Source organism: Pseudomonas sp. PSPC3-2 (assembly GCF_049897085.1).
Classification (GTDB): Bacteria; Pseudomonadota; Gammaproteobacteria; order Pseudomonadales; family Pseudomonadaceae; genus Aquipseudomonas; species Aquipseudomonas paraveronii.
On the sequence record NZ_JAFCVO010000006.1, the window covers coordinates 156,723 to 177,353 of the forward strand.

The 20,631-nt window shown below is 62.7% G+C and carries 17 protein-coding genes; 4 read left to right on the plus strand and 13 right to left on the minus strand.

Annotated features, from left to right (window positions below; all coding sequences use genetic code 11):
• Positions 1-54: 54 nt before the first annotated feature.
• Positions 55-264 (minus strand): DUF3079 domain-containing protein, encoded by a 210-nt coding sequence (locus ACP7CJ_RS12335; protein WP_276193401.1) that lies wholly within the window; start codon positions 262-264, stop codon positions 55-57.
• A 179-nt stretch (positions 265-443) separates the two neighbouring features.
• Between ACP7CJ_RS12335 and ACP7CJ_RS12340 the strand changes: the two genes are divergently transcribed.
• From ACP7CJ_RS12340 to ACP7CJ_RS12355, 4 genes are read left to right on the plus strand one after another with little or no spacing between them, the layout of a single operon-like run.
• Positions 444-974 carry an iron transporter gene (locus tag ACP7CJ_RS12340; protein ID WP_276193402.1) on the plus strand — a complete coding sequence of 177 codons (531 nt, stop codon included), beginning with the start codon at positions 444-446 and terminating at the stop codon, positions 972-974.
• Entirely contained in the window at positions 974-1,297 is a 324-nt protein-coding gene (locus ACP7CJ_RS12345; RefSeq protein ID WP_276193403.1) for a cupredoxin domain-containing protein, read from the plus strand. The genes ACP7CJ_RS12340 and ACP7CJ_RS12345 overlap by 1 nt, the downstream gene beginning before the upstream one ends.
• A 15-nt stretch (positions 1,298-1,312) precedes the next feature.
• The gene (locus tag ACP7CJ_RS12350) at positions 1,313-2,152 is read left to right on the plus strand and encodes an FTR1 family iron permease (RefSeq protein WP_426101399.1); all 840 of its coding nucleotides are present in this window, start codon (positions 1,313-1,315) and stop codon (positions 2,150-2,152) included.
• Complete coding sequence (locus tag ACP7CJ_RS12355; protein WP_426101397.1) at positions 2,149-3,501, plus strand: 4Fe-4S binding protein; 1,353 nt, start codon at positions 2,149-2,151, stop codon at positions 3,499-3,501. The genes ACP7CJ_RS12350 and ACP7CJ_RS12355 overlap by 4 nt, the downstream gene beginning before the upstream one ends.
• 803 nt (positions 3,502-4,304) lie before the next feature.
• Here the strand turns inward: ACP7CJ_RS12355 and ACP7CJ_RS12360 are convergent.
• The 12 genes from ACP7CJ_RS12360 to ACP7CJ_RS12415 form a co-directional block, all read right to left on the minus strand.
• Positions 4,305-5,924, minus strand: a complete 1,620-nt coding sequence (locus tag ACP7CJ_RS12360; protein ID WP_276193406.1) for a methyl-accepting chemotaxis protein — start codon at positions 5,922-5,924, stop codon at positions 4,305-4,307.
• A 70-nt stretch (positions 5,925-5,994) separates the two neighbouring features.
• Positions 5,995-6,690: an anaerobic ribonucleoside-triphosphate reductase activating protein gene (locus ACP7CJ_RS12365; protein WP_276193407.1), complete on the minus strand. Its 696-nt coding sequence runs from the start codon at positions 6,688-6,690 to the stop codon at positions 5,995-5,997.
• A complete protein-coding gene (nrdD, locus tag ACP7CJ_RS12370; RefSeq protein ID WP_017849317.1) occupies positions 6,687-6,842 on the minus strand; it encodes an anaerobic ribonucleoside-triphosphate reductase in 156 nt (51 codons plus the stop codon). Before nrdD ends, ACP7CJ_RS12365 begins: the two co-directional genes overlap by 4 nt.
• A gap of 31 nt (positions 6,843-6,873) precedes the next feature.
• Positions 6,874-8,874, minus strand: a complete 2,001-nt coding sequence (locus tag ACP7CJ_RS12375; RefSeq protein WP_426101736.1) for a ribonucleoside triphosphate reductase — start codon at positions 8,872-8,874, stop codon at positions 6,874-6,876.
• Positions 8,875-9,099: 225 nt separating this feature from the next.
• Positions 9,100-10,086, minus strand: coding sequence for a GTP 3',8-cyclase MoaA (moaA, locus tag ACP7CJ_RS12380; protein ID WP_426101738.1), 987 nt, complete (start codon positions 10,084-10,086; stop codon positions 9,100-9,102).
• 1 nt (position 10,087) lies between these two features.
• The gene (locus ACP7CJ_RS12385) at positions 10,088-11,014 is read right to left on the minus strand and encodes a peptidylprolyl isomerase (RefSeq protein ID WP_426101740.1); all 927 of its coding nucleotides are present in this window, start codon (positions 11,012-11,014) and stop codon (positions 10,088-10,090) included.
• Between the two features lie 10 nt (positions 11,015-11,024).
• Positions 11,025-11,705, minus strand: a complete 681-nt coding sequence (gene narI, locus ACP7CJ_RS12390) for a respiratory nitrate reductase subunit gamma (RefSeq protein ID WP_426101742.1) — start codon at positions 11,703-11,705, stop codon at positions 11,025-11,027.
• Positions 11,698-12,453, minus strand: coding sequence for a nitrate reductase molybdenum cofactor assembly chaperone (gene narJ, locus ACP7CJ_RS12395; RefSeq protein WP_426101744.1), 756 nt, complete (start codon positions 12,451-12,453; stop codon positions 11,698-11,700). Before narJ ends, narI begins: the two co-directional genes overlap by 8 nt.
• A gap of 3 nt (positions 12,454-12,456) precedes the next feature.
• Entirely contained in the window at positions 12,457-13,995 is a 1,539-nt protein-coding gene (gene narH, locus ACP7CJ_RS12400) for a nitrate reductase subunit beta (protein ID WP_426101746.1), read from the minus strand.
• 1 nt (position 13,996) lies between these two features.
• Complete coding sequence (locus tag ACP7CJ_RS12405; protein WP_276193413.1) at positions 13,997-17,770, minus strand: nitrate reductase subunit alpha; 3,774 nt, start codon at positions 17,768-17,770, stop codon at positions 13,997-13,999.
• Between the two features lie 57 nt (positions 17,771-17,827).
• Positions 17,828-19,225, minus strand: a complete 1,398-nt coding sequence (locus tag ACP7CJ_RS12410) for a NarK family nitrate/nitrite MFS transporter (protein WP_426101747.1) — start codon at positions 19,223-19,225, stop codon at positions 17,828-17,830.
• A gap of 2 nt (positions 19,226-19,227) precedes the next feature.
• Positions 19,228-20,484, minus strand: a complete 1,257-nt coding sequence (locus ACP7CJ_RS12415; protein ID WP_276193415.1) for an MFS transporter — start codon at positions 20,482-20,484, stop codon at positions 19,228-19,230.
• Between the last annotated feature and the right edge of the window lie 147 nt (positions 20,485-20,631).

The window sequence follows — 20,631 nt, forward strand, 5'->3', positions numbered from 1 at the left end:
ATTTGCTGCGAAAAACCCTCGTCAAAGCCTCAAAACACGAAACCCAAACGCTGCTCAGGCCGCTGACGGCTCGTCCGTGGCGGATGGCTCGGGGGTGAGCCCCCAGTCGCCATGCTCGTACCAGTCATCACCGATCATCTCGGCCGGGTGCATGGTGCGGTCGGCGCCGTTGCCACAGGCCAGGTCGGTCGTGGCGCAATAGCGGTCGCAGCCCCAACAGATGCGTTCGGGGTGCTTGGGGTGCAGCGGAAAAGGCTTGGCCATGACGAGGTTCCCTACCGGCGAACAATAGCGCCAACCTAACCTGAGCAGGGGAGGATGGCCTTGACCGCCGTCAAGGTCGGGCAACATGAAATATCGCCTAAACTTGACAAGAATCATTATTGTTTACGGTCAACCTTTCTAGACTCGGGTTCTCTCCCCTCCCCCGTCAGGAAGCCTCCATGCGTATCCCTTCTTCAGTGTCCCTGATCCTGCTGTTGTCCACCTCTGCGGCGTTCGCCAAGGAGTACCCGATCGGCGAGCCGCAGCACTGCCCAGGGTTGGAAATCGGCGCGGTGTACCTGCAACCGATCGAGATGGCGCCCGCCGGCATGATGCGCGCCACCGCCGACTCCGACGTCCACCTTGAAGCCGATGTACGCGCCACGGCGGACAATGCCCAAGGCTTCCAGGAGGGCAGTTTCGTGCCGTACCTGAACCTGGCCTTTTCCTTGAAAAAGCAAGGCAGCGACACGCCGATCACCGGTGATTTCCACGCCATGGTCGCCAATGACGGGCCGCACTACGGCGACAACGTCAAGCTGCAAGGCCCAGGCAAATACACCCTGACCTTCAGCGTATTGCCGCCCAGCGGCCACCAGTCCCTGGGCCGCCATACCGACAAGGAAACCGGCGTCGCACCGTGGTTCGAACGCTGCGAAGTGCATTACGAATTCGTCTACGCCGGCATCGGCAAGAAAGGCGGCTACTGATGCGCCGCGCCCTGCTGCTGGGCAGCGTGCTGCTGAGCGGCGCGGCCGTGGCAGCGCCGTTGCCAACCTATGAACTGAGCCTGCAGGACGGCCACTTCATCCCTCCGCAACTCACGGTCAAGGCCGGTGAGCGCTTCAAGATCGTGCTGCACAACCTCGGCCAAGGCCCGGCCGAATTCGAGAGCACGCCGCTGCGCGTGGAGAAAGTGTTGTCGCCCGGTGTGACCACCTTCGTGGTGATCCACCCGCTCACGCCAGGGCTGTATCCGTTCTTTGACGAGTTCAACCCACAGTTGCCCGAAGGCAGCATCCTCGCCCAATAGCCCCGGAAGCCGTTGATGAATCAATCGATGTTTATTGTCTGGCGCGAAAGCGTCGAGGCGCTGCTGGTGATCGGCATTCTGCAGGTCTGGATCAGCCGCCAGACCGCGCATTCGCGCCTGGGGCGTTTCCTGTGGGCCGGGGTGGTCCTGGGGTTGTTTTGCTCCGCAGGCTTGGCCGGCCTGATGCTGTGGGCCGGTGAGGCCATGACCGGCCCCCAGGGCGAATGGCTGCAAGCGGCGCTGACGTTATTGGCCAGCAGCCTGATGGTGCAGATGGTGTTCTGGATGCATCGCCACGCAGCCACGCTCAAACACACCCTGGTACGCGAAGCCGATGAACGCCTGGCCCGCCAGGGCGGATGGGGCGTGCTGTTGCTCGCACTGTTGGCGGTGAGCCGCGAAGGCAGTGAAACCGTGGTGTTCCTATACGGTGCCGGCGCACGTCTGCAGGGCCCGGCGCTGAACCTGTTCGCCATCGGCGGCGTGCTGGGCCTGGTGTTGGCGGGGCTCACGGTGCTGCTGTTGCGCAGTACGCGGCGCTTCATTTCCTGGTCGCTGTTTTTCGCCCTCAGCGAAGCGCTGTTGCTGCTGTTGGGCGGAGCCTTGCTGGTGGCGGCCGTGGACCGTATCAGCGGGCAATTGCTGGCAATGGACATGCCCGAGTGGGTTTATTCCAGCTTCGGTGAAAGCCGCTGGGACAGCAGCGCCCTGCTCAGTGACAGCCACGGCTTGGGGGCGCTGCTGGCAGACTTTGTCGGCTACCGCGCCGCGCCGAGCCTGGTGACCGTGCTGGTGCTGCTCGGTTATTGGCTGTGGGTGGGCAACGGCCTGCGCCGCTCGCGGCACGCCGCATGAGCTGGCTGCAGCGCCTGGGCGATGGCATGCGTCGCCATGCCCGGCTGATCCGTGCCGTGCAATGGGCCGTGGTGTTGATCTACGCCGTGCTGCTGGTGCTGCCGGCGCTGCTGCCGTTGCCGGACAGCCAGGCACGCCTGGTGAACAACCTGACGCTGCTTGCGCAATTCATCTTCTGGGGCCTTTGGTGGCCGTTCGTGTTGCTCTCGATGGTGCTGTTCGGGCGCCTGTGGTGCGGCGTGCTCTGCCCGGAAGGTTCCCTGAGCGAATGGGCCAGCCAGCACGGGCGCGGCCTCGGCATTCCGCGCTGGGTACGCTGGGGTGGTTGGCCGACGCTGGGCTTTTGCCTGACCACCCTCTATGGCCAATTGATCAGCGTGTATGACTACGCCCAGGCCGCCTTGCTGATCCTCGGCGGCTCGACCCTGGCCGCGGTGATCACCGGCCTGCTGTTCGTGCGCGGCAAGCGCGTGTGGTGTCGGTACCTGTGCCCGGTCAGCGGCGTCTTCGCCCTGCTCGCCCGCCTGGCGCCGGTGCATTTCGCGGTGGATGAGCAACGCTGGAAAGCCAACGACGCACCGCGCCTGCCGCTGCCCAACTGCGCGCCGCTGCTGGATATCCGCCGCCTGCAAGGGGCCAGCGAGTGCCACGCCTGCGGCCGCTGCAGCGGGCAACGCGGCGCGGTGCAACTGATCGCCCGCTCGTGCAATCAGGAGATCCTGCAGGCGTCCCATCAGCAAGGCTCGGTGTGGGACGCGCGCCTGTTGCTGTTTGGTGTGATCGGTTTGGCGATGGGGGCTTTTCAATGGACCGTCAGTCCGTGGTTTATCGCGCTTAAACAAAGCCTGGCGACGTGGCTGGTCAGCCATGACTGGTTGTGGCCATTGCAAGACAACGCGCCGTGGTGGCTGCTGACCCATTATCCGCAGCTCAATGACAGCTTCAGTTGGTTGGATGGCGTGTGCATTGTGCTGTATCTGGGGGGGAGCTCATTGGTGTTGGGGGGTGGCTGCTGGCTGCTGCTGCGCCTGGCGGCGCGGGTGGCGGGGGATCGTGCGCTGTTTCGGCCCCTGGTACTGACGCTGACGCCCTTGGGGGGTGCGGGGTTGTTCCTCGGGTTGTCGGCGACCACGGTGAAGTTGTTGCGGTATGAGGGGTTGGGGTTGGCTTGGGTGCAATCGGCGCGGGCGGTGTTGTTGATGGCGGCGGTTGGGTGGTGTTTGTGGTTGGGGTGGCGGCAGCTTCGGGGGGTTGGGGGGCTGCGGCGTTGGGGTGGGTGGTTGTGTGTGGGGGTGAGTGTTGGGTTGGGGGGAGGTGGGTGGTGGTTGCAGTTTTGGGGGTGGGGTTGAGTGCCGTTTTTTCGGGGATGGCGGTTGAGTGCATATCCGTTTTTTTGGTAACGGCGGCTTATGGTTCCGCTCTTACAGCGGGTCACTTTGGAAAAGCCCCAAAGTAACCAAAGGGCTCTTGCCCCACCACTCGGCACCTCGCCTAGGCTCGGTGTGCCCGAACGCAGGCTTGAATCCGTGGGCCGCCGTCATGGGCCATCCTTGGCCCAGGACGGCTAACCCGGCGTCCTGCCGGGTTACCCACGGATTCAAGCCTGCGTTCGGCCAGCGTGGTTTTACGGGGCGCCTAAGATCAAGATCAAAAGCCAGAGCCAGAGCCAGAGCCAGAGCCAGAGCCAGAGCCAGAGCCAGAGCCAGAGCCAGAGCCAGAGCCAGAGCCAGAGCAAGAGCAAGAGCAAGAGCAAGAGCAAGAGCAAGAGCAAGAGCAAGAGCAAGAGCAAAGCAGAATGAGGTCTATCTGATCCATGGAGATCAAAATGTGGGAGGGGGCTTGCCCCCGATAGCGGTGGATCAGTCATGCATGTATTGGCTGACACACTGCTATCGGGGGCAAGCCCCCTCCCACATTTCTGACCGAGTTCGGCTTCCAGGATCAGGTCGGCTATAAGGCCGCCTTGCTTTGCTTTGGCTTTTGATCTGGGGCGCCCCGTAAACCACGCTGGCCGAACGCAGGCGAGGTGCCGAGTGGTGGGGCAAAGACCTTTTGGTTACTTTTGGGGCGTTTGCCAAAAGTGACCCACTGTAAGAGCCGAACCAATAGCCGCCGTTACCTAAATAACGGATATGCACACCGTATCACCCCCTTAAACCTTAAACCGCGCCACCGTCTGATGCAGCTCCCCCGCCATCCCCGCCAGATCATGCCCCGCCGTCTCGGTATGCAAAGCTCCCTGCAACACCTGCTGCGACAGGTTTCGAATCCCCACCAGGTTGCGATCCACTTCCCGCGCCACCAGTGCCTGTTCTTCGGTGGCGCTGGCAATCATCAAATTGCGCTCATTGATCTGCGAAATCGACCGGGTGATTTCATCCAGCGCTTCCCCCGAACGCTGCGCCACGCCCAAGGTCGTCTGCACCCGCTCGCTGCTGTCGTGCATCGCGGCCACGGCGTGTTCGGTGTCCTGGCGGATGTTGCCGATCATCTGCTCGATCTCCTGGGTCGAGGTCTGAGTACGATGGGCCAGTGCGCGCACTTCATCGGCGACCACCGCAAAACCGCGCCCGGCATCGCCGGCCCGGGCCGCTTCGATCGCGGCGTTGAGGGCCAGCAGGTTGGTCTGGTCAGCGATGCTGCGGATCACGTCCAGCACGCCGCTGATGTCTTGCACGCGGCCGGCGAGTTGCTGGATACGTTCGGAGGTTTCCACCACGCCGGTGGCCAGGGTGTTGATCGAGGCCACGGTTTCCTGCACCTGCGCCCGCCCAAGCTGGGCGGTCTGTTCCGACAGGCGCGAGGCTTCGCTGGTGCTCACGGCGTTACGCGCCACTTCGTCGACGGCGGCAGTCATTTCATTCACCGCCGTGGCGGCCTGTTCGATTTCCTGGCCCTGCAACTGCAGGCTGCTGCTGGTCTGGCTGCTGACCGCACTCAACTCTTCCGACGAGCTGGCCACGCCATCCACCGAGGCGGCGATCTGCCGGACCATCTGGTTAAGACTCTGCTGCATCCGGTGCAGGTTGCGCATCACGCTGCCGTCGGCACTGTTGCCCAGCGGCACGTCGATGGTCAGGTCGCCCTGGGCGATATGGTTGAGCACCCGCGCCACCTCGTCCGGCTCGCCGCCCAAAGGTCGGGTGACGCTGCGCGTGACGATCACGGCGGCCGCCACGACCAGGGTCACGCACAGCAGCAACAGCCCGATCATCGTGCGGCGCGCATCGTCGTAGAGGATTTGCGCAGCTTGCTCGCGCTCGACAAACAGCCGGCCCTGCATAGCCATCAACGCATCGAGGCTCTTGAACACGTCAAGTTCGGCCGGCACTACCTGCTGTTTGAGCTGGGCCAGGCCCTGCTCGCGGGCGCCCTGCTTGATCAGCGCCTGCACCTGGGTAAAGGCCGCGACGTAGGTTTCCCGATGGGTTTTCAACGCGGCATACGCCGCCTTGCCTTCGGCGGTATCGAACAGCGGCTCGAGGGTGGCGAACGCCTGGGTAATGCGCTGCCGGGTGGTGCCGATGGCCTCCTGGGCCGGCTGGTTATCCTGGTCGATCAGCAGGTCGCGGGTGTTGCGCCCGTTATCGCGCACGCCGGTGGCGATCACCATGATCGGTGCGATTCTCGGCCAGTCCTGCTGCACGATCTGTTCGGATTGTTGCTTGAGGGTTGCCAGGTCGTGCAAGGCGTAAAACACCAAACCGACCAGAGCCAGCGGCGCAATCGCGAAGCCGATGACAATGCGTTGTGCCGTGGTTAACTGCGTCATTCTAAACATTCCTTGATGAATATCGGCCCGAAACGGGCAACATCTTTAAAAATCCTGGGAGGGCGATCGGTCACCCTCGTAATACAAAAGCCGGAAACAACTCGCGCATGCGCCCCCATAATTCCGGCAACGCCATCTGTGCCGGAGCAATCGGCAGTTGCTCATCGAGCATGCTCGCCGTGCGTACCATCTGCACGGCGAAGCGCTTGACACCACTGGCTTGCAATCGCTGGGCCAGGCGTAACAGGCGCGTCGGGTCGATCAGGTGCCAATGCACCGTGGTGCGGCATTCGTAGTCCACGCCACTGGCCAACAAGGTCTCCAAACTGCGCCAATTGGCGGCGCCGCTGCCTTTGACCTGGGTGATCATTTGATAGTCCTCGACCAGGGCCTTCACATCGAAACCCACCCAGTCAGCATGGCGCAGCGCGTTGGCAAAGCCTGCCGGCTTGATCCCCGCGCTGTGCAGGCCCACGCGAAAGCCCATGGCGCGCACTTCGTCCATCGCCGCCGGCAAGCCTTCCTGCAGGGTCGGCTCACCGCCGCTGAACACCACCGCGTCCAACAGGTCCTGGCGGCGCTGCAAAAACAGCAGAACCCGGCGCCAATCGATCTCTGCGCTTCCGCGCGGTGTGATCAGGTCCGGGTTATGGCAATAACGACAGCGCCAGGCGCAGCCCTGGCAAAACAGCACGCAGGCGAGCATGCCAGGGTAGTCGAGGGTGGTCAGGGGCACCATGCCCCCAACCCGTAGCATTCGACTCATTGGCGCCCGGCCGCACAAGCCGCTTCGGTAAAGTGAACACGCTCCTTGTGCTCGGACTGTTTGCCGGGGTTGAACGCGGACACCGGCCGGTGGTAACCCATCACCCGGGTCCAGACTTCGCAGCGCTGACGTTGTGGCTGGGATGTTTGCATGGTGAATCTCCTTGCGGGTTGAAAAACAGGTTCAGGACTGGGCAGCAAGCGCGAGGATTTCATCGCACTTGGGACAGAACTCGTGTTCGCCGGCGAGGTAGCCGTGCACCGGGCAGATCGAGAAGGTCGGGGTCACGGTCAGGTACGGCAGGCGGAAACGCCCCAGCGCTTTGCGCACCAATTGCTTGCAGGCCTGGGCCGAGGAAATCTGTTCGGCCATGTACAGGTGCAGCACGGTGCCGCCGGTGTATTTGCATTGCAGTTCGTCTTGCAGTTCGAGGGCTTCGAAGGGGTCTTGGGTAAAGCCCACCGGCAGTTGCGACGAGTTGGTGTAGTACGGCGCATCCACGCTGCCGGCTTGCAGAATGTCCGGGTAGCGCTTGCGGTCTTCCTTGGCGAAGCGGTAGGTGGTGCCTTCCGCCGGCGTGGCTTCGAGGTTGTAGAGGTGGCCGGTTTCTTCCTGAAAGCGCAGCAAGGTGGCGCGCACATGGTCAAGCAGGCGCAAGGCAAACGCGCGCCCTTCTTCGGTGTGCGTGCCCTGCGTGTCATCGGTGAAATTGCGCAGCATCTCGTGCATGCCGTTGAGGCCGATGGTGGAGAAGTGGTTGCGCAAGGTGCCCAGGTAACGCTTGGTGTACGGGTATAACCCGGCGTCCATGTGGTGCTGGATCACCTTGCGTTTGACCTCCAGGCTTTCCATGGCCATTTCCATCAGACTGTCCAGGCGTTGCAGCAAGCCGCTGGTGTCGCCCTTGAACAGGTAACCGAGGCGCGCGCAGTTGATCGTCACCACGCCCAGGGAGCCGGTCTGCTCCGCCGAACCGAACAGCCCGCCGCCACGCTTGAGCAACTCGCGCACGTCCAGTTGCAGGCGACAGCACATGGAGCGCACCTGGTTGGGCTGCATGTCGGAATTGAGGAAGTTCTGGAAATACGGCAAACCGTAGCGCGCCGTCATCTCGAACAAGCGGTCGGCGTTCTCGCTGTCCCAGGGAAAATCATGGGTGATGTTGTAGGTCGGAATCGGGAAGGTGAACACCCGTCCCTTGGCATCCCCGGCCTGCATCACTTCGATGTAGGCGCGGTTGATCAGCTCCATTTCCGTTTGCAGGTCGCCATAGGCAAACGGCATTTCCTCACCACCGATCACCGGCACCTGCTCGCGCAAGTCTTCCGGGCAGACCCAGTCGAAGGTCAGGTTGGTGAACGGCGTCTGCGTGCCCCAGCGCGACGGCACGTTGAGGTTGTAGATGAACTCCTGCACCGCCTGGCGCACCTCGGGGTAGCTCAACTGGTCCTTGCGCACGTAGGGCGCAAGATACGTATCGAACGAGCTGAACGCCTGGGCGCCGGCCCATTCGTTTTGCAAGGTGCCGAGGAAGTTGACCATCTGCCCCAGGGCACTGCTCAAATGCTTGGGCGGCCCCGCTTCCACGCGGCCCGGCACGCCATTGAGGCCTTCGTGCAACAACGAGCGCAGCGACCAACCGGCGCAGTAGCCGGCGAGCATGTCCAGGTCATGGATATGCAGATCCGCCTCACGGTGTGCGCGGCCGATCTGCTGGCTGTAGACCTCATCCAGCCAGTAATTGGCGGTGACCTTGCCCGACACGTTCAACACCAGCCCGCCCAGGGAATATCCCTGGTTGGCATTGGCCTGGACGCGCCAGTCTTCACGGTCGAGGTATTCGTTCATCGAGGTGGCGACTTCCACCAGGGTCTTGCGATCGCGGCGCAGGCGGCCGTGCTGTTCGCGGTAGACGATATAAGCGCGCATCGACAGGAAGTACCCGGCATCCATCAACACCCGCTCGACGCTGTCCTGGATCTGCTCCACATCCAGCCGTTCGATGCCGCGCAGCCGCGCCAGTACCGCACCGAGCAACAGGTCGACCTCGGCCTCCTGATACTCGCCGGTGGCATTGCCGGCGGCGATCAGCGCCTGACGGATTTTTTCGGTGTCGAACGCAACGAGACTGCCGTCGCGTTTGTGCAGGCGGTTACTGACCAGCGGGCTGAGCATGCTTTGCATTGGAAGGCTCCAGACACTACATATAGATTTAATAAATCTTTAAAACACAATATGCAGTGATATTACGGTCAAGCGTTTGGGCTGCCATTGATCAGGGTCAAGTCTGAATGAAGATCAAAATGTGGGAGGGGGCTTGCTCCCGATAGCGGTGTATCAGTCATGCATGTATTGACTGACACACCGCTATCGGGAGCAAGTCGAATCGTCGCACCGCCCCTCCCACAGTCAACCGCCGCTCATATTCATGAAGCGCACCACCTGCACCTCGCCTGCCCCGGTGAAATCATGGCGCAGCGGCTTGCCTTTTAACCCCTTGTGCAACGCCTCTATCAACGGCCCATCGTCCAACGGATAACGCCGCAGCAAAGCGCGCAAGTCCACCGCGTTGTCCTGCCCCAGGCACAGCAGCAACTGCCCTTCGACGGTCATGCGCACGCGGTTGCAACTGCCGCAGAAGTTATGGGAGTTGGGTGAGATAAAGCCGATGCGCGTCCCCGGATGCCGCGCCAGGCGCACATAGCGCGCGGGGCCGCCGCTGTTTTCGGTGCTGTCGAGCACAGCATGGTGACGCGCGATCACGGCGCGCACTTCATCACTGGCACAGAACGTCTCGCCCCGTGAACGGCCCACGTCGCCCAGGGGCATTTCCTCGATAAAGCTGATGTCGATGCCTTGGTCGATCGCGTACTGCACCAGCGCTGGCACTTCATCGAAGTTGCGCCCTTTCATCACCACGCAATTGAGCTTGACCCGCTCGAACCCGGCCTCTCGCGCCGCCTCGATACCGTCCAGCACCTGGCGCAGATCGCCGTTGCGGGTGATCGCGCGAAAGCGTTGTGCATCGAGGCTGTCGAGGCTGATGTTCATGCGCTTGACCCCGGCGTCCACCAGCGGCTGCGCGAGGCGTGCCAACTGCGAGCCGTTGCTGGTCATCACCAGTTCGCGCAAGCCCGGCAGCGCCGCGATGTTGCGGCACAACCCGACAATGCCCGGACGAATCAACGGCTCGCCGCCGGTCAGGCGGATCTTGCGCACGCCCTGGCCGACGAACAGCGCGGCCAGGCGTTCCAGCTCTTCCAGGGTCAGCACCTGCTGGCGCGGCAGGAACGTCATGTTTTTCGCCATGCAGTACACACAGCGAAAATCACAACGGTCGGTCACCGACAAGCGCAGGTAATCGATCGAACGGCCTACCCCATCCACCAGGCTCATGTCACTGCACCAGCGGCGAGTCGGCGCCCTGCAGCGCGATGCCACGAATGTCCGCCGCGCCGATCAGGGTTTGCAGGTACTGCACCAATGCCTTTTGCCACACCCCTTGCTGCAACTGGGTGCGGATCGCCACCGCCACCGCTTCATACGGCAGCGGTTGGCCTTCGATGCGCTGATCGACATTGATCACATGCCAGCCGTAACGGCTTTCCAGCGGCTTGCCCGCCAGGCCCGGCGCCAGGGTAAACAGCTGACGCTCCAGCTCAGGCACGGTCTGGCCCTTGCTCACCTGGCCCAACGAACCGCCCTGGGCCTTGGACGGGCACGCCGAATACTGCAGGGCCAACTCGGCAAAGTGGCCGGGCTGGTCTTTCAGGTTCGCCAGCAGCACTTCCGCCTGGGTGTGCGCCAAATGGCGCGCCTCGGCGTCGTCCGGCGCGCATTCGAGCAGAATGTGCCGCACCGCCAGCAACGGCGCGCTGTGAAAGCGCCCGCGATTGTTCTCGAAGTAACGCACACAGGTGGCCTCGTCGCACTCGGGCACCTTGACCTCACGCTCCAGCAGCAAGCGCGTGGCGGCTTCTTCTTCGTTCTCGCCGGCGGCGATCTCCACCGCCAGGCCCAGCTCGGCGATCCGCTGCTGCAACAGCTCTCGGATCACCAGCGCGCGGGCGGCCAAATACACCGCCTCTTCGCGACTTTGCGCCGGGTGATATTGCAACTCCAGGGCCATGGCCTCCGGCGTGACAGGCACGCCGTTAACGCTGATGATCGGCCATTCCTGTTCACTGCTGGCGATCAACTCAGGTGCCTTGAGCTCCTCGAACAGCGCCGGGGCCGCAACCTCGGCAATCACCGGTTCTTTGACCGACGAGCCGCAACCACCGCTGCCGCCTTTACCGCCACCACATCCGCATCCAGTTGTCATGACGCTCTCCTCAATACTTCTGCCGCACGATTTGATAACGACGCCCCAGGTACCAGATCGGCGCGCTGACCATATGCACCAAGCGGGTAAACGGGAACAGTACGAACAAGGTCAAGCCCAGCGCCACATGCGCCTTGTAGATCAGGCTGACCGGCTCGATCGAAGCCGCCGCGTCCAGCGGCCGCAACAGCACCACGTTCTGCGCCCAGTCGGCGAGCATCACCATCACCGAACCGTCCATATGCCCGGTGGACGCGACGATGGTCAGCAAGCCAAGCACCAACTGCGCGAGCAGCACCAGCAGGATCAGGATGTCCGACGGGCTCGATGTGGCGCGTACACGCGGGTCGCTCAGGCGGCGCTTGACCAGCATCAGCAAGCCCACCAGGCACAGCAGGCCGAAGACACCACCGGAGACCATCGCCAGTAATTGCTTGTGCTCAGTGCTGATCACATGGTGATAGACCGACGCCGGGGTCAGCAGGCCGACGAAGTGGCCGGCCAGCACGAACAGCACGCCGATGTGGAAGAAGTTGCTCGCCACGCGCATGCCACGGTTGTTGAGCATCTGGCTGGAACCGGCCTTCCAGGTGTACTGCGACAGGTCGAACCGCGCCCAACTGCCCAACAGGCAGATCGCTAGGGCGACATAGGGGTACACCCCGAAAACCAGCAAATTCCACTTAGACATTACCCACCTCCCCGGCCGGCACTGCGGCCTGCCCTTCTTGCTGAAAATCCACCCAGTGCAACGGCACCGCGCTTTCTTCGCGGGCTTTACCCGGTGCGCTGGGCATCGAGCTGCAACGGTCCTGTTGTTCGGCCTGCATAAAGTCCACCGCTTCCTCTTCCCAGATTTTGTCCAGGGCTTCGAGGGAGTCGTCACGCGGCTCGGCGGCGACCTGGGCACGCAGCTCGGCCACGGCCTGGTGCGGCTCGGCGCCGGCGATCTGCAGCAACGCACGGAAGCAACTGGCATAGGCGCTCTCGCGCTCGTCCAAGCGTGCGGCGAGCAACGCCAGCAGGTGCGCCACATCCGCCAGGCCCTCGCGGGCCTCGATGTCTTCGCGGGTCGAGAGGAACTCCAGGTACAACGGGATATAGTCCGGCAGCTCCTTGACGCCGATAGCAAACCCGGCCTCTTCGTACTGGGCCATCATGTCGACCATGGCCTGGCCACGGTCGCGGGACTCGCCGTGGACGTGTTCGAACAGCAGCAACGACAGCGAACGCCCACGGCCGAACAACGCGCCGTAGTGTTCCTGGCCGTCCATCAGGTCATTGGCGCAGATCAGCTCAAGCAGCTCGAACAACGCGCCGCGCTGCTTGGGGCTGATTTCCCGCGACTCGATGATCGCCTGTTCCAGTTCGTCGCGGCCGTTCACCAGGGTGTCGGTGGGGTAGTCCAGCAGCAACGAAATCACTTTAAGAATGCGCATGGCTCAGTCCTCCCAGATCTGGACGGTTTTCAGCACGTCGCGGCGGTTGGCCTTCTTGGCGCCGAACATGTTGGTATCGGAACTGCCGCTGCAACCGCTGCCGAAGCTGAAACCACAGCCGGAGCGTTCGGCGAACGCATCGCTCATGGCGTCTTCACGGTGCGCGCTCGGCACCACAAAGCGGTCTTCGTAGTTGGCGATCGCCAGGTAGCGGTACATCTCTTCCACCTGTTCCACGCTCAGGCCGACGTCTTCGAGCACTTGCAGGTCCTGCACGCCGTCGACTTGCTGGGAGCGTTTGTAGGCACGCATCGCCAACAGGCGTTTGAGCGCACGCTTGACCGGTTTTTCATCGCCGGCGGTCAGCAGGTTGGCCAGGTAACGCAGCGGAATGCGCAGGCTGTCGACATCCGGGATCACCCCGTTCATGCCCACGGTGCCGGCGGCTGCGGCGTTCTGGATCGGCGACAGCGGCGGCACGTACCAGACCATCGGCAAGGTGCGGTATTCCGGGTGCAGCGGCAGTGCGAGTTTCCAATCGACGGCCATTTTGTACACCGGCGAGCGCTGCGCCGAGTCGATCACCGACTGCGGCACGCCATCGGCCAGGGCCTGGCGAATCACCGCCGGGTCATTCGGATCGAGGAAGATGTCCAGCTGTTTCTCGTACAGGTCCTGCTCGTTGGCGGTGCTCGCCACTTCGCTGATGCGGTCGGCGTCGTAGAGCAGCACGCCGAGGTAGCGAATCCGGCCGACGCAGGTTTCGGCACACACGGTAGGCATGCCGGCTTCGATGCGTGGGTAGCAGAAGATGCACTTCTCGGACTTGCCGCTCTTCCAATTGAAGTAGATCTTCTTGTACGGGCAGCCGCTGATGCACATGCGCCAGCCGCGGCACTTTTCCTGGTCGATCAGCACGATGCCGTCTTCTTCACGCTTGTAGATCGCGCCGCTCGGGCACGAGGCCGCGCACGCCGGGTTGAGGCAGTGCTCGCACAGGCGCGGCAGGTACATCATGAAGGTGTTTTCGTACTCGCCGTAAATGTCGGCCTGGATCTGGTCGAAGTTCTTGTCCTTGCGGCGCTTGGCGAACTCGGTGCCGAGGATTTCTTCCCAGTTCGGGCCCCACTCGATTTTCTGCATGCGCTTGCCGGACACCAGCGAACGCGGGCGCGCGGTCGGCTGGTGCTCGCCCAAAGGCGCGGTGTGCAGGTGCTGGTAGTCGAAGTCGAACGGCTCGTAGTAGTCGTCCAGGCTCGGCAGGTCAGGGTTGGCGAAGATGTTCGCCAACACGCGGAACTTGCCGCCGATGCGCGGGTTGATCGAGCCGTTGGCGTTGCGCACCCAGCCGCCCTTCCACTTGTCCTGGTTTTCCCATTCTTTGGGGTAACCGATGCCGGGCTTGGACTCGACGTTATTGAACCAGGCGTATTCCATGCCTTCACGGCTGGTCCAGACGTTTTTGCAGGTGATGGAACAGGTGTGGCAGCCGATGCATTTGTCCAGGTTCAGGACCATGCCGATCTGTGAGCGAATCTTCATCTCAGTTCTCCTCGATATCAGTCGGCAATGGGCGCGGCAAGTCATCGCCGGTGGAACCATCGAGCCAGTCGACCTTGGCCATTTTGCGCACCACGACAAACTCGTCGCGGTTGCAACCGACCGTACCGTAGTAGTTGAAACCGTAAGCCTGCTGGGCATAGCCGCCGATCATGTGGGTCGGCTTGAGCACCACGCGGGTTACCGAGTTGTGGTGGCCGCCACGGGTCTTGGTGGTTTCCGAACCCGGCACGTTCACGATGCGTTCCTGGGCGTGGTACATCATCACCATGCCTTCCTTGACGCGCTGGCTGACCACCGCACGGGCGGTCAGTGCACCGTTGACGTTGAAGCACTCGATCCAGTCGTTGTCCTCGATCCCGGCGCGCTTGGCGTCGATTTCCGAGAGCCACACAATCGGGCCGCCACGGCTCAAGGTGAGCATCAGCAGGTTGTCGCTGTAGGTGCTGTGGATGCCCCACTTCTGGTGCGGGGTGATCCAGTTCAGCACGATCTCGGTTTCGCCATTGCTGCGCTTGCCCTTCACCCCTTCGATGGTCTTGGTGTTGACCGGTGGCCGGTAGCTCATCAACTGCTCGCCGAACGCCTGCATCCACGGGTGATCCTGGTAGAACTGCTGACGGCCGGTGATGGTGCGCCATGGGATGTTTTCATGGACGTTGGTGTAGCCGGCGTTGTAGCTCACGTGTTCGTCTTCCAGACCAGACCAGGTCGGGCTGGAGATGATCTTGCGCGGTTGCGCCTGGATGTCGCGGAAGCGGATCGCTTCATGGGCCTTGGAGATCGCCAGGTGGCTGTGGTCGATGCCGGTGAATTCCGACAGTGCGGCCCAGGCTTTCAAGGCGACCTTGCCGTTGGTTTCCGGGGCCAGGGACAGGATCACCTCGGCGGCGTCGATAGCCGTGTCGATTTTCGGCCGACCGTGGCTGATCCCGGCATCGTTTTCGTGATGGTTGAGTTCGCCGAGGAACTCGACTTCTTCATCGGTGTTCCAGTTGATGCCCTTGCCGCCGTTGCCGAGTTTTTCCAGCATCGGGCCCAGCGACGAGAACTGCTTGTAGATGTTCGGGTAGTCGCGTTCCACCACCGCAATGTTCGGCGCATTCTTGCCGGGCACCGGGGCCACGCGTGCGCTTTTCCAGTCGGTGCCGCCAAACGGCTGTGCCAGTTCGCCGACGCTGTCGTGCATCAGCGGTACGGTAACCAGGTCTTGTTCCACGCCCAAGTGGCCGACCGACATGGCCGAGAACGCCTTGGCAATGCCTTTGTAGATTTCCCAGTCGGAACGCGATTCCCACGCCGGGTCGATAGCCGCCGACAATGGGTGGATGAACGGGTGCATGTCCGAGGTGTTCATGTCGTCTTTTTCGTACCAGGTGGCGGTCGGCAAGACGATGTCGGAATACACGCAGGTGGAGGACATGCGGAAGTCCAAGGTGGTCACCAGGTCGAGCTTGCCGATGGCGCCGTCCTCGACCCATTCGGCCTCGGTCGGTTTGCACTCGGTGCTGTGGCCGATGTCTTCGTTCATCACGCCGTTCTTGGTGCCCAACAGGTACTTGAGCATGTACTCATGGCCCTTGCCCGACGAACCGAGCAGGTTGGAGCGCCAGATGAACATGTTGCGCGGGAAGTTCACCGGGCTGTCCGGCTGTTCGCAGGCAAAGCGCAGGCTGCCGTCCTGCCAGGACTTGACCACGTAGTCTTTCGGCGTCATGCCAGCGGCGGCCGCCTCACGGCAGATATGCAGCGGGTTGGTGTTGAGCTGCGGCGCGCTGGGCAACCAGCCGGCGCGTTCGGCGCGGATGTTGTAGTCCAGCGCGTGTTCGGGGAACTGCGACTTGTCGGCCAGTGGCGAGAGCACATCGTGCATGCTCATTTTCTCGTGGCGCCATTGCGAACTGTGGCCGTAGAAGAAGCTGGTGCCGTTCATCTGGCGCGGTGGGCGGTTCCAGTCGAGGCCGAAGGCCAGGGGCAGCCAGCCGCATTGCGGGCGCAGTTTTTCCTGGCCGACGTAGTGGGCCCAGCCGCCGCCGGTCTGGCCGACGCAACCGCAGAGCATGAGCATGTTGATCAGCCCACGGTAGTTCATGTCCATGTGGTACCAGTGATTCATCGCCGCGCCGACGATGATCATCGAGCGACCCTTGGTCTTGTCGGCGTTGTCGGCAAACTCACGGGCGATCTGGATGGCTTTCTCGCGGCTGACGCCGGTGATCGCTTCCTGCCACGCCGGGGTGCCCGGCACGCTGGCGTCGTCGTAGTCCTTGGCCACGTTGTGGCCGCCCAGGCCACGGTCGATGGCCAGGTTGGCCGCCGACAGGTCGAACACGGTCGCCACCTTGGCCACACTGCCGTCGGCCAGGGTCACGTTATGCACCGGCACGCGGCGGTACTGCACCGCCTCGCCGGCCACGTGCTGGAAATGCTCCTGGACTTCGCCGGCAAAATACGGGAACGCGACTTCGGCGACGTCGTCACCGATCAGGCTGAGTTTCAGGTCGATCGCACGGCCTTCACCGCCCTCTTTGGCGAGGATGTTCCACTTGCCCTTCTCGCCCCAGCGATAGCCGATGGAGCCTTGCGGCGAGACCAGTTCGCCGCTCTCGTCGAGGGCGATGGTTTTCCATTCCGGGTTGTTGTCCTGGCCGAGGTTGCCGGTGAGGTCCGAGGCGCGCAGGAAGCGGTCCGGCTGGTAGCCTGCACCCGGGGCGAAACCGGTCATGGGCTTGAGCATCACCAGCACCGGCAAGTCGGTGAAGCGCTTGGCGTAGTCGGTGAAGTAGGCGCTCGGCTTGTCCAGGTGAAATTCTTTGAAGATCACATGGTTGAAGGCCTGGGCCAGCGCGGCGTCGGTGCCCTGCTTGGGGTTGAGCCACAGGTCGGTGAGCTTGGCCACTTCCGAATAGTCGGGGGTGATCGCCACGGTCTTGGTGCCCTTGTAGCGCACCTCGGTGAAGAAGTGCGCGTCCGGGGTACGGGTCTGCGGAACGTTCGAACCCCAGGCGATGATGTAGTTGGAGTTGTACCAGTCGGCCGATTCCGGCACGTCGGTCTGCTCGCCCCACACCATCGGCGAGGCCGGTGGCAGGTCGCAGTACCAGTCGTAGAAGCTCAGGCACACACCGCCGATCAGCGACAGGTAACGCGAACCCGCCGCGTAGCTGACCATGGACATGGCCGGGATCGGCGAGAAGCCGACGATGCGGTCCGGGCCGTATTGCTTGATGGTGTAGACGTTGGAGGCGGCGATGATTTCATTCACCTCCTCCCAGTTCGAGCGAATGAAACCGCCCATGCCGCGCTTGCTCTTGTAGGCGTCGGCCTTGACCTTGTCCTCGACAATGCTCGCCCAGGCTTCCACCGGCGCCAGGGTCTGGCGCGCTTCACGCCACAGTTTGAGCAGCGGCTTGCGGATCTTCGGGTACTTGAGCCGGTTGGCACTATAGATGTACCAGCTGTAGCTCGCACCACGCGGGCAGCCACGAGGTTCGTGGTTGGGCAGGTCGTTGCGGGTGCGCGGGTAGTCGGTCTGCTGGGTTTCCCAGGTAATCAGGCCGTTCTTCACGTAGATCTTCCACGAGCAGGAGCCGGTGCAGTTCACGCCGTGGGTGGAACGCACGATCTTGTCGTACTGCCAGCGCGAACGGTAGACGTTTTCCCAGTCACGGGACTCTTTGCGAGTCTCACCGTGGCCGTCGGAGAATTCGTTTTGTTTGCGGTTGAAGAACCGCAGTTGATCCAATAAGTGACTCATGGTGCTTTCCTCATCAGGCGTGCTGCGGGGTGCGTTGCCCCGCGAATTCAGGTCGGACTAGCAGGGTGTGGCGCAGCCTTTGCGGGCGTACCACCACCAGGTCACGACGATGCAGCTCAGGTAGAAACCGACAAACATGTAGAAGGCCATCGCCGGGCTGCCGGTGGCGGCCATGGACGTGCCGAAGGACTTGGGAATAAAGAACGCACCGAAGGCGCCCATGGCCGAACTGAACCCCAGCACCGCGGCGGATTCCTTGCCGGCATCCTTGATGGCCTGCTCGCGCTCGGCAGCGGATTTACCGGCGCTGGCTTTCTCGTGCTGGGTGCGGAAGATCACCGGGATCATGCGGAAGGTGGAGCCGTTGCCCACGCCAGTGGTGATGAACAGCAACATGAACATGCCGAGGAAGCCGTAGAAGCTGCCGCCCTGGCCGTTCTGCGGCAGGAAGTGCAGCACGCCGAACACCATCACGATCATCAGCACGAAGTTCCACAGGGTCACCCGCGCGCCGCCCAATTTGTCCGCCAGCCAGCCGCCCAATGGGCGCACCAGCGCGCCGACCAGCGGGCCGAGGAAGGCAAACTTCAACGCCACCACGTCCGGAAACGAGGTTTTGATCAGCAGCGGGAACGCCGCCGAAAAGCCGATGAACGAACCGAAGGTCGCCAGGTACAGCCAGCACATCAGCCAGTTGTGCTTGCGCTTGAAGATCACCGCCTGCTCGCTGAACGAAGCGCGGGCGCTGGACAGGTCATTCATGCCGAACCACGCCGCCACGGTGACGGTGAGGATGAACGGCACCCAGATGAACCCAGCGTTTTGCAGCCACAACTGGCTACCGTCCGGCAGGGTCTGCGCTTGCCCGCCGACCACGCCAAACACACCAAAGGTGATCACCAGCGGCACGCAGAACTGCATCACCGAGACGCCCAGGTTGCCCAGACCGGCGTTCAGGCCCAGGGCCGTGCCCTGCTGCGCCTTGGGGTAGAAGAAGCTGATGTTGGACATGCTGGAGGCAAAGTTGCCGCCGCCAAACCCGCACAACAAGGCGATCAGTACAAACACGCTGTAGGAGGTGTTGGGGTCTTGCACCGCGAAACCCATCCACAGCGCCGGCAGCAGCAGCGACGCGGTGCTCAGGGCGGTCCAGCGGCGTCCGCCGAAGATCGGCACCATGAACGAATAGAACACCCGCAAGGTCGCGCCGGACAGGCCGGGCAACGCCGCCAGCCAGAACAGCTGGTCGGTGGTGAAGCTAAAGCCGATGGCGTTCAGGCGCACGATCACCGTGCTCCACACCATCCACACGGCGAAGGCCAGGAGCAGCGCGGGAATCGAGATCCACAGGTTGCGGGTGGCGGTTTTTTTGCCGCTGGCCCCCCAGAACGCGGGGTCCTCAGGGCGCCAGTCGTGAATCACCGGGCCCGACTCGGGCTTTTGCGCGATGGACATGTTCATTCTCCTTGGAGACGTTGGGCGGTGTGGCCCAGCAGCGGTTGTTTGCGGATTTCGCTGAAGTACATCCAGGTCAGGGACACCCAGACCACGCCGTACATCAACATGAAGCAGGACGAGCGCACGCCGGTGAGGTCCACCAGGGCGCCAAACAGAATCGGCAGCACAAAGCCCCCCAGGCCGCCGGCCAGGCCGACGATGCCGGACACCGCGCCCATGTTCTGCGGGTAGTCATTGGCGATGTACTTGAATACCGAGGCCTTGCCGAACGCGAAGGCGATGCCCATCACGAACAGCAGCACGGTGAACAGGGTGGGGTTGAGGCCGATATGGAAATCCAGGGGACCGTTGACGGTCATCACTTGCAGTTGGGTCTGCGGGTAGCTGAGCAGGAACAGGCAGATCCAGCTCACCCACAACACCCACCAGGTCACGCTCTGGGCGCCCCAGCGGTCAGACATCCAACCGCCGACCGCACGCAGCACGCCACCGGGCAGGGAGAAACAGGCGGCCAGCAGCGCGGCGCTTTGCAGGTTGAAACCGTATTCCTGCACGTAGTACTTGGTCATCCACAACGCCAGGCCGACGTAGCCGCCGAAGACAATCGAGTAGTACTGGCAGTAGCGCCACACGGCCGGGTCTTTCAGGCACCGCAGTTGCTCGCGCAAGGTGGCGCCGCCGGCACTGCGGTGGGCCTTGTTTTCGCTGGTGAGGAACCAGAACAGCAGCGCGGTGATGAACAAGATCGCGCCGAACACCTTGGGCACCAGGTGCCAGGTGCCAAGGGCGATCAGCGCCGGGGCAAGGAATTTAGTGACCGCAGCCCCGGCGTTACCGGCGCCGAAGACGCCCATGGCAAAACCCTGGTTCTCTTTGTCGAACCATTTGGCGACATAGGCGATGCCCACCGAAAACGAACCGCCAGCCAGGCCGACAAACAGGCCCAGCACCAGGAACTGCCAATAGGCAGTGGCGTAGGTGATCAGGTACAGCGGCAGGACGCAGGCCAGCATCAACAGGAAGAACACGATGCGCCCGCCGAAACGGTCGGTCAGCAAGCCCAATGGCAAGCGCACCAGGGAACCGGTCAAGACCGGCGTGGCGGCCAGCAGGCCGAACTGGGTTTCGTTGAGTTGCAGCAGCTCTTTGATCGGCACGCCCAACACGGCGAACATCATCCACACCATAAAGCAGACGGTGAAGGCCAGCGTGCTCATGCCCAGCACCAGGCCTTGTCTTATACGGGGTTGAGTCACGGTATGCGCTCCAGAAGGTGATTTCATGAGCGCAGGTTAGGGGCGACACCCCCGTGGAACTTGACGCAGATCAACGTCGGCCTGGGGGGTATAAGGCTATGCTGACCGCACATACCTCTAAGGAGGTAGTCCCTATAACAAGAGAAA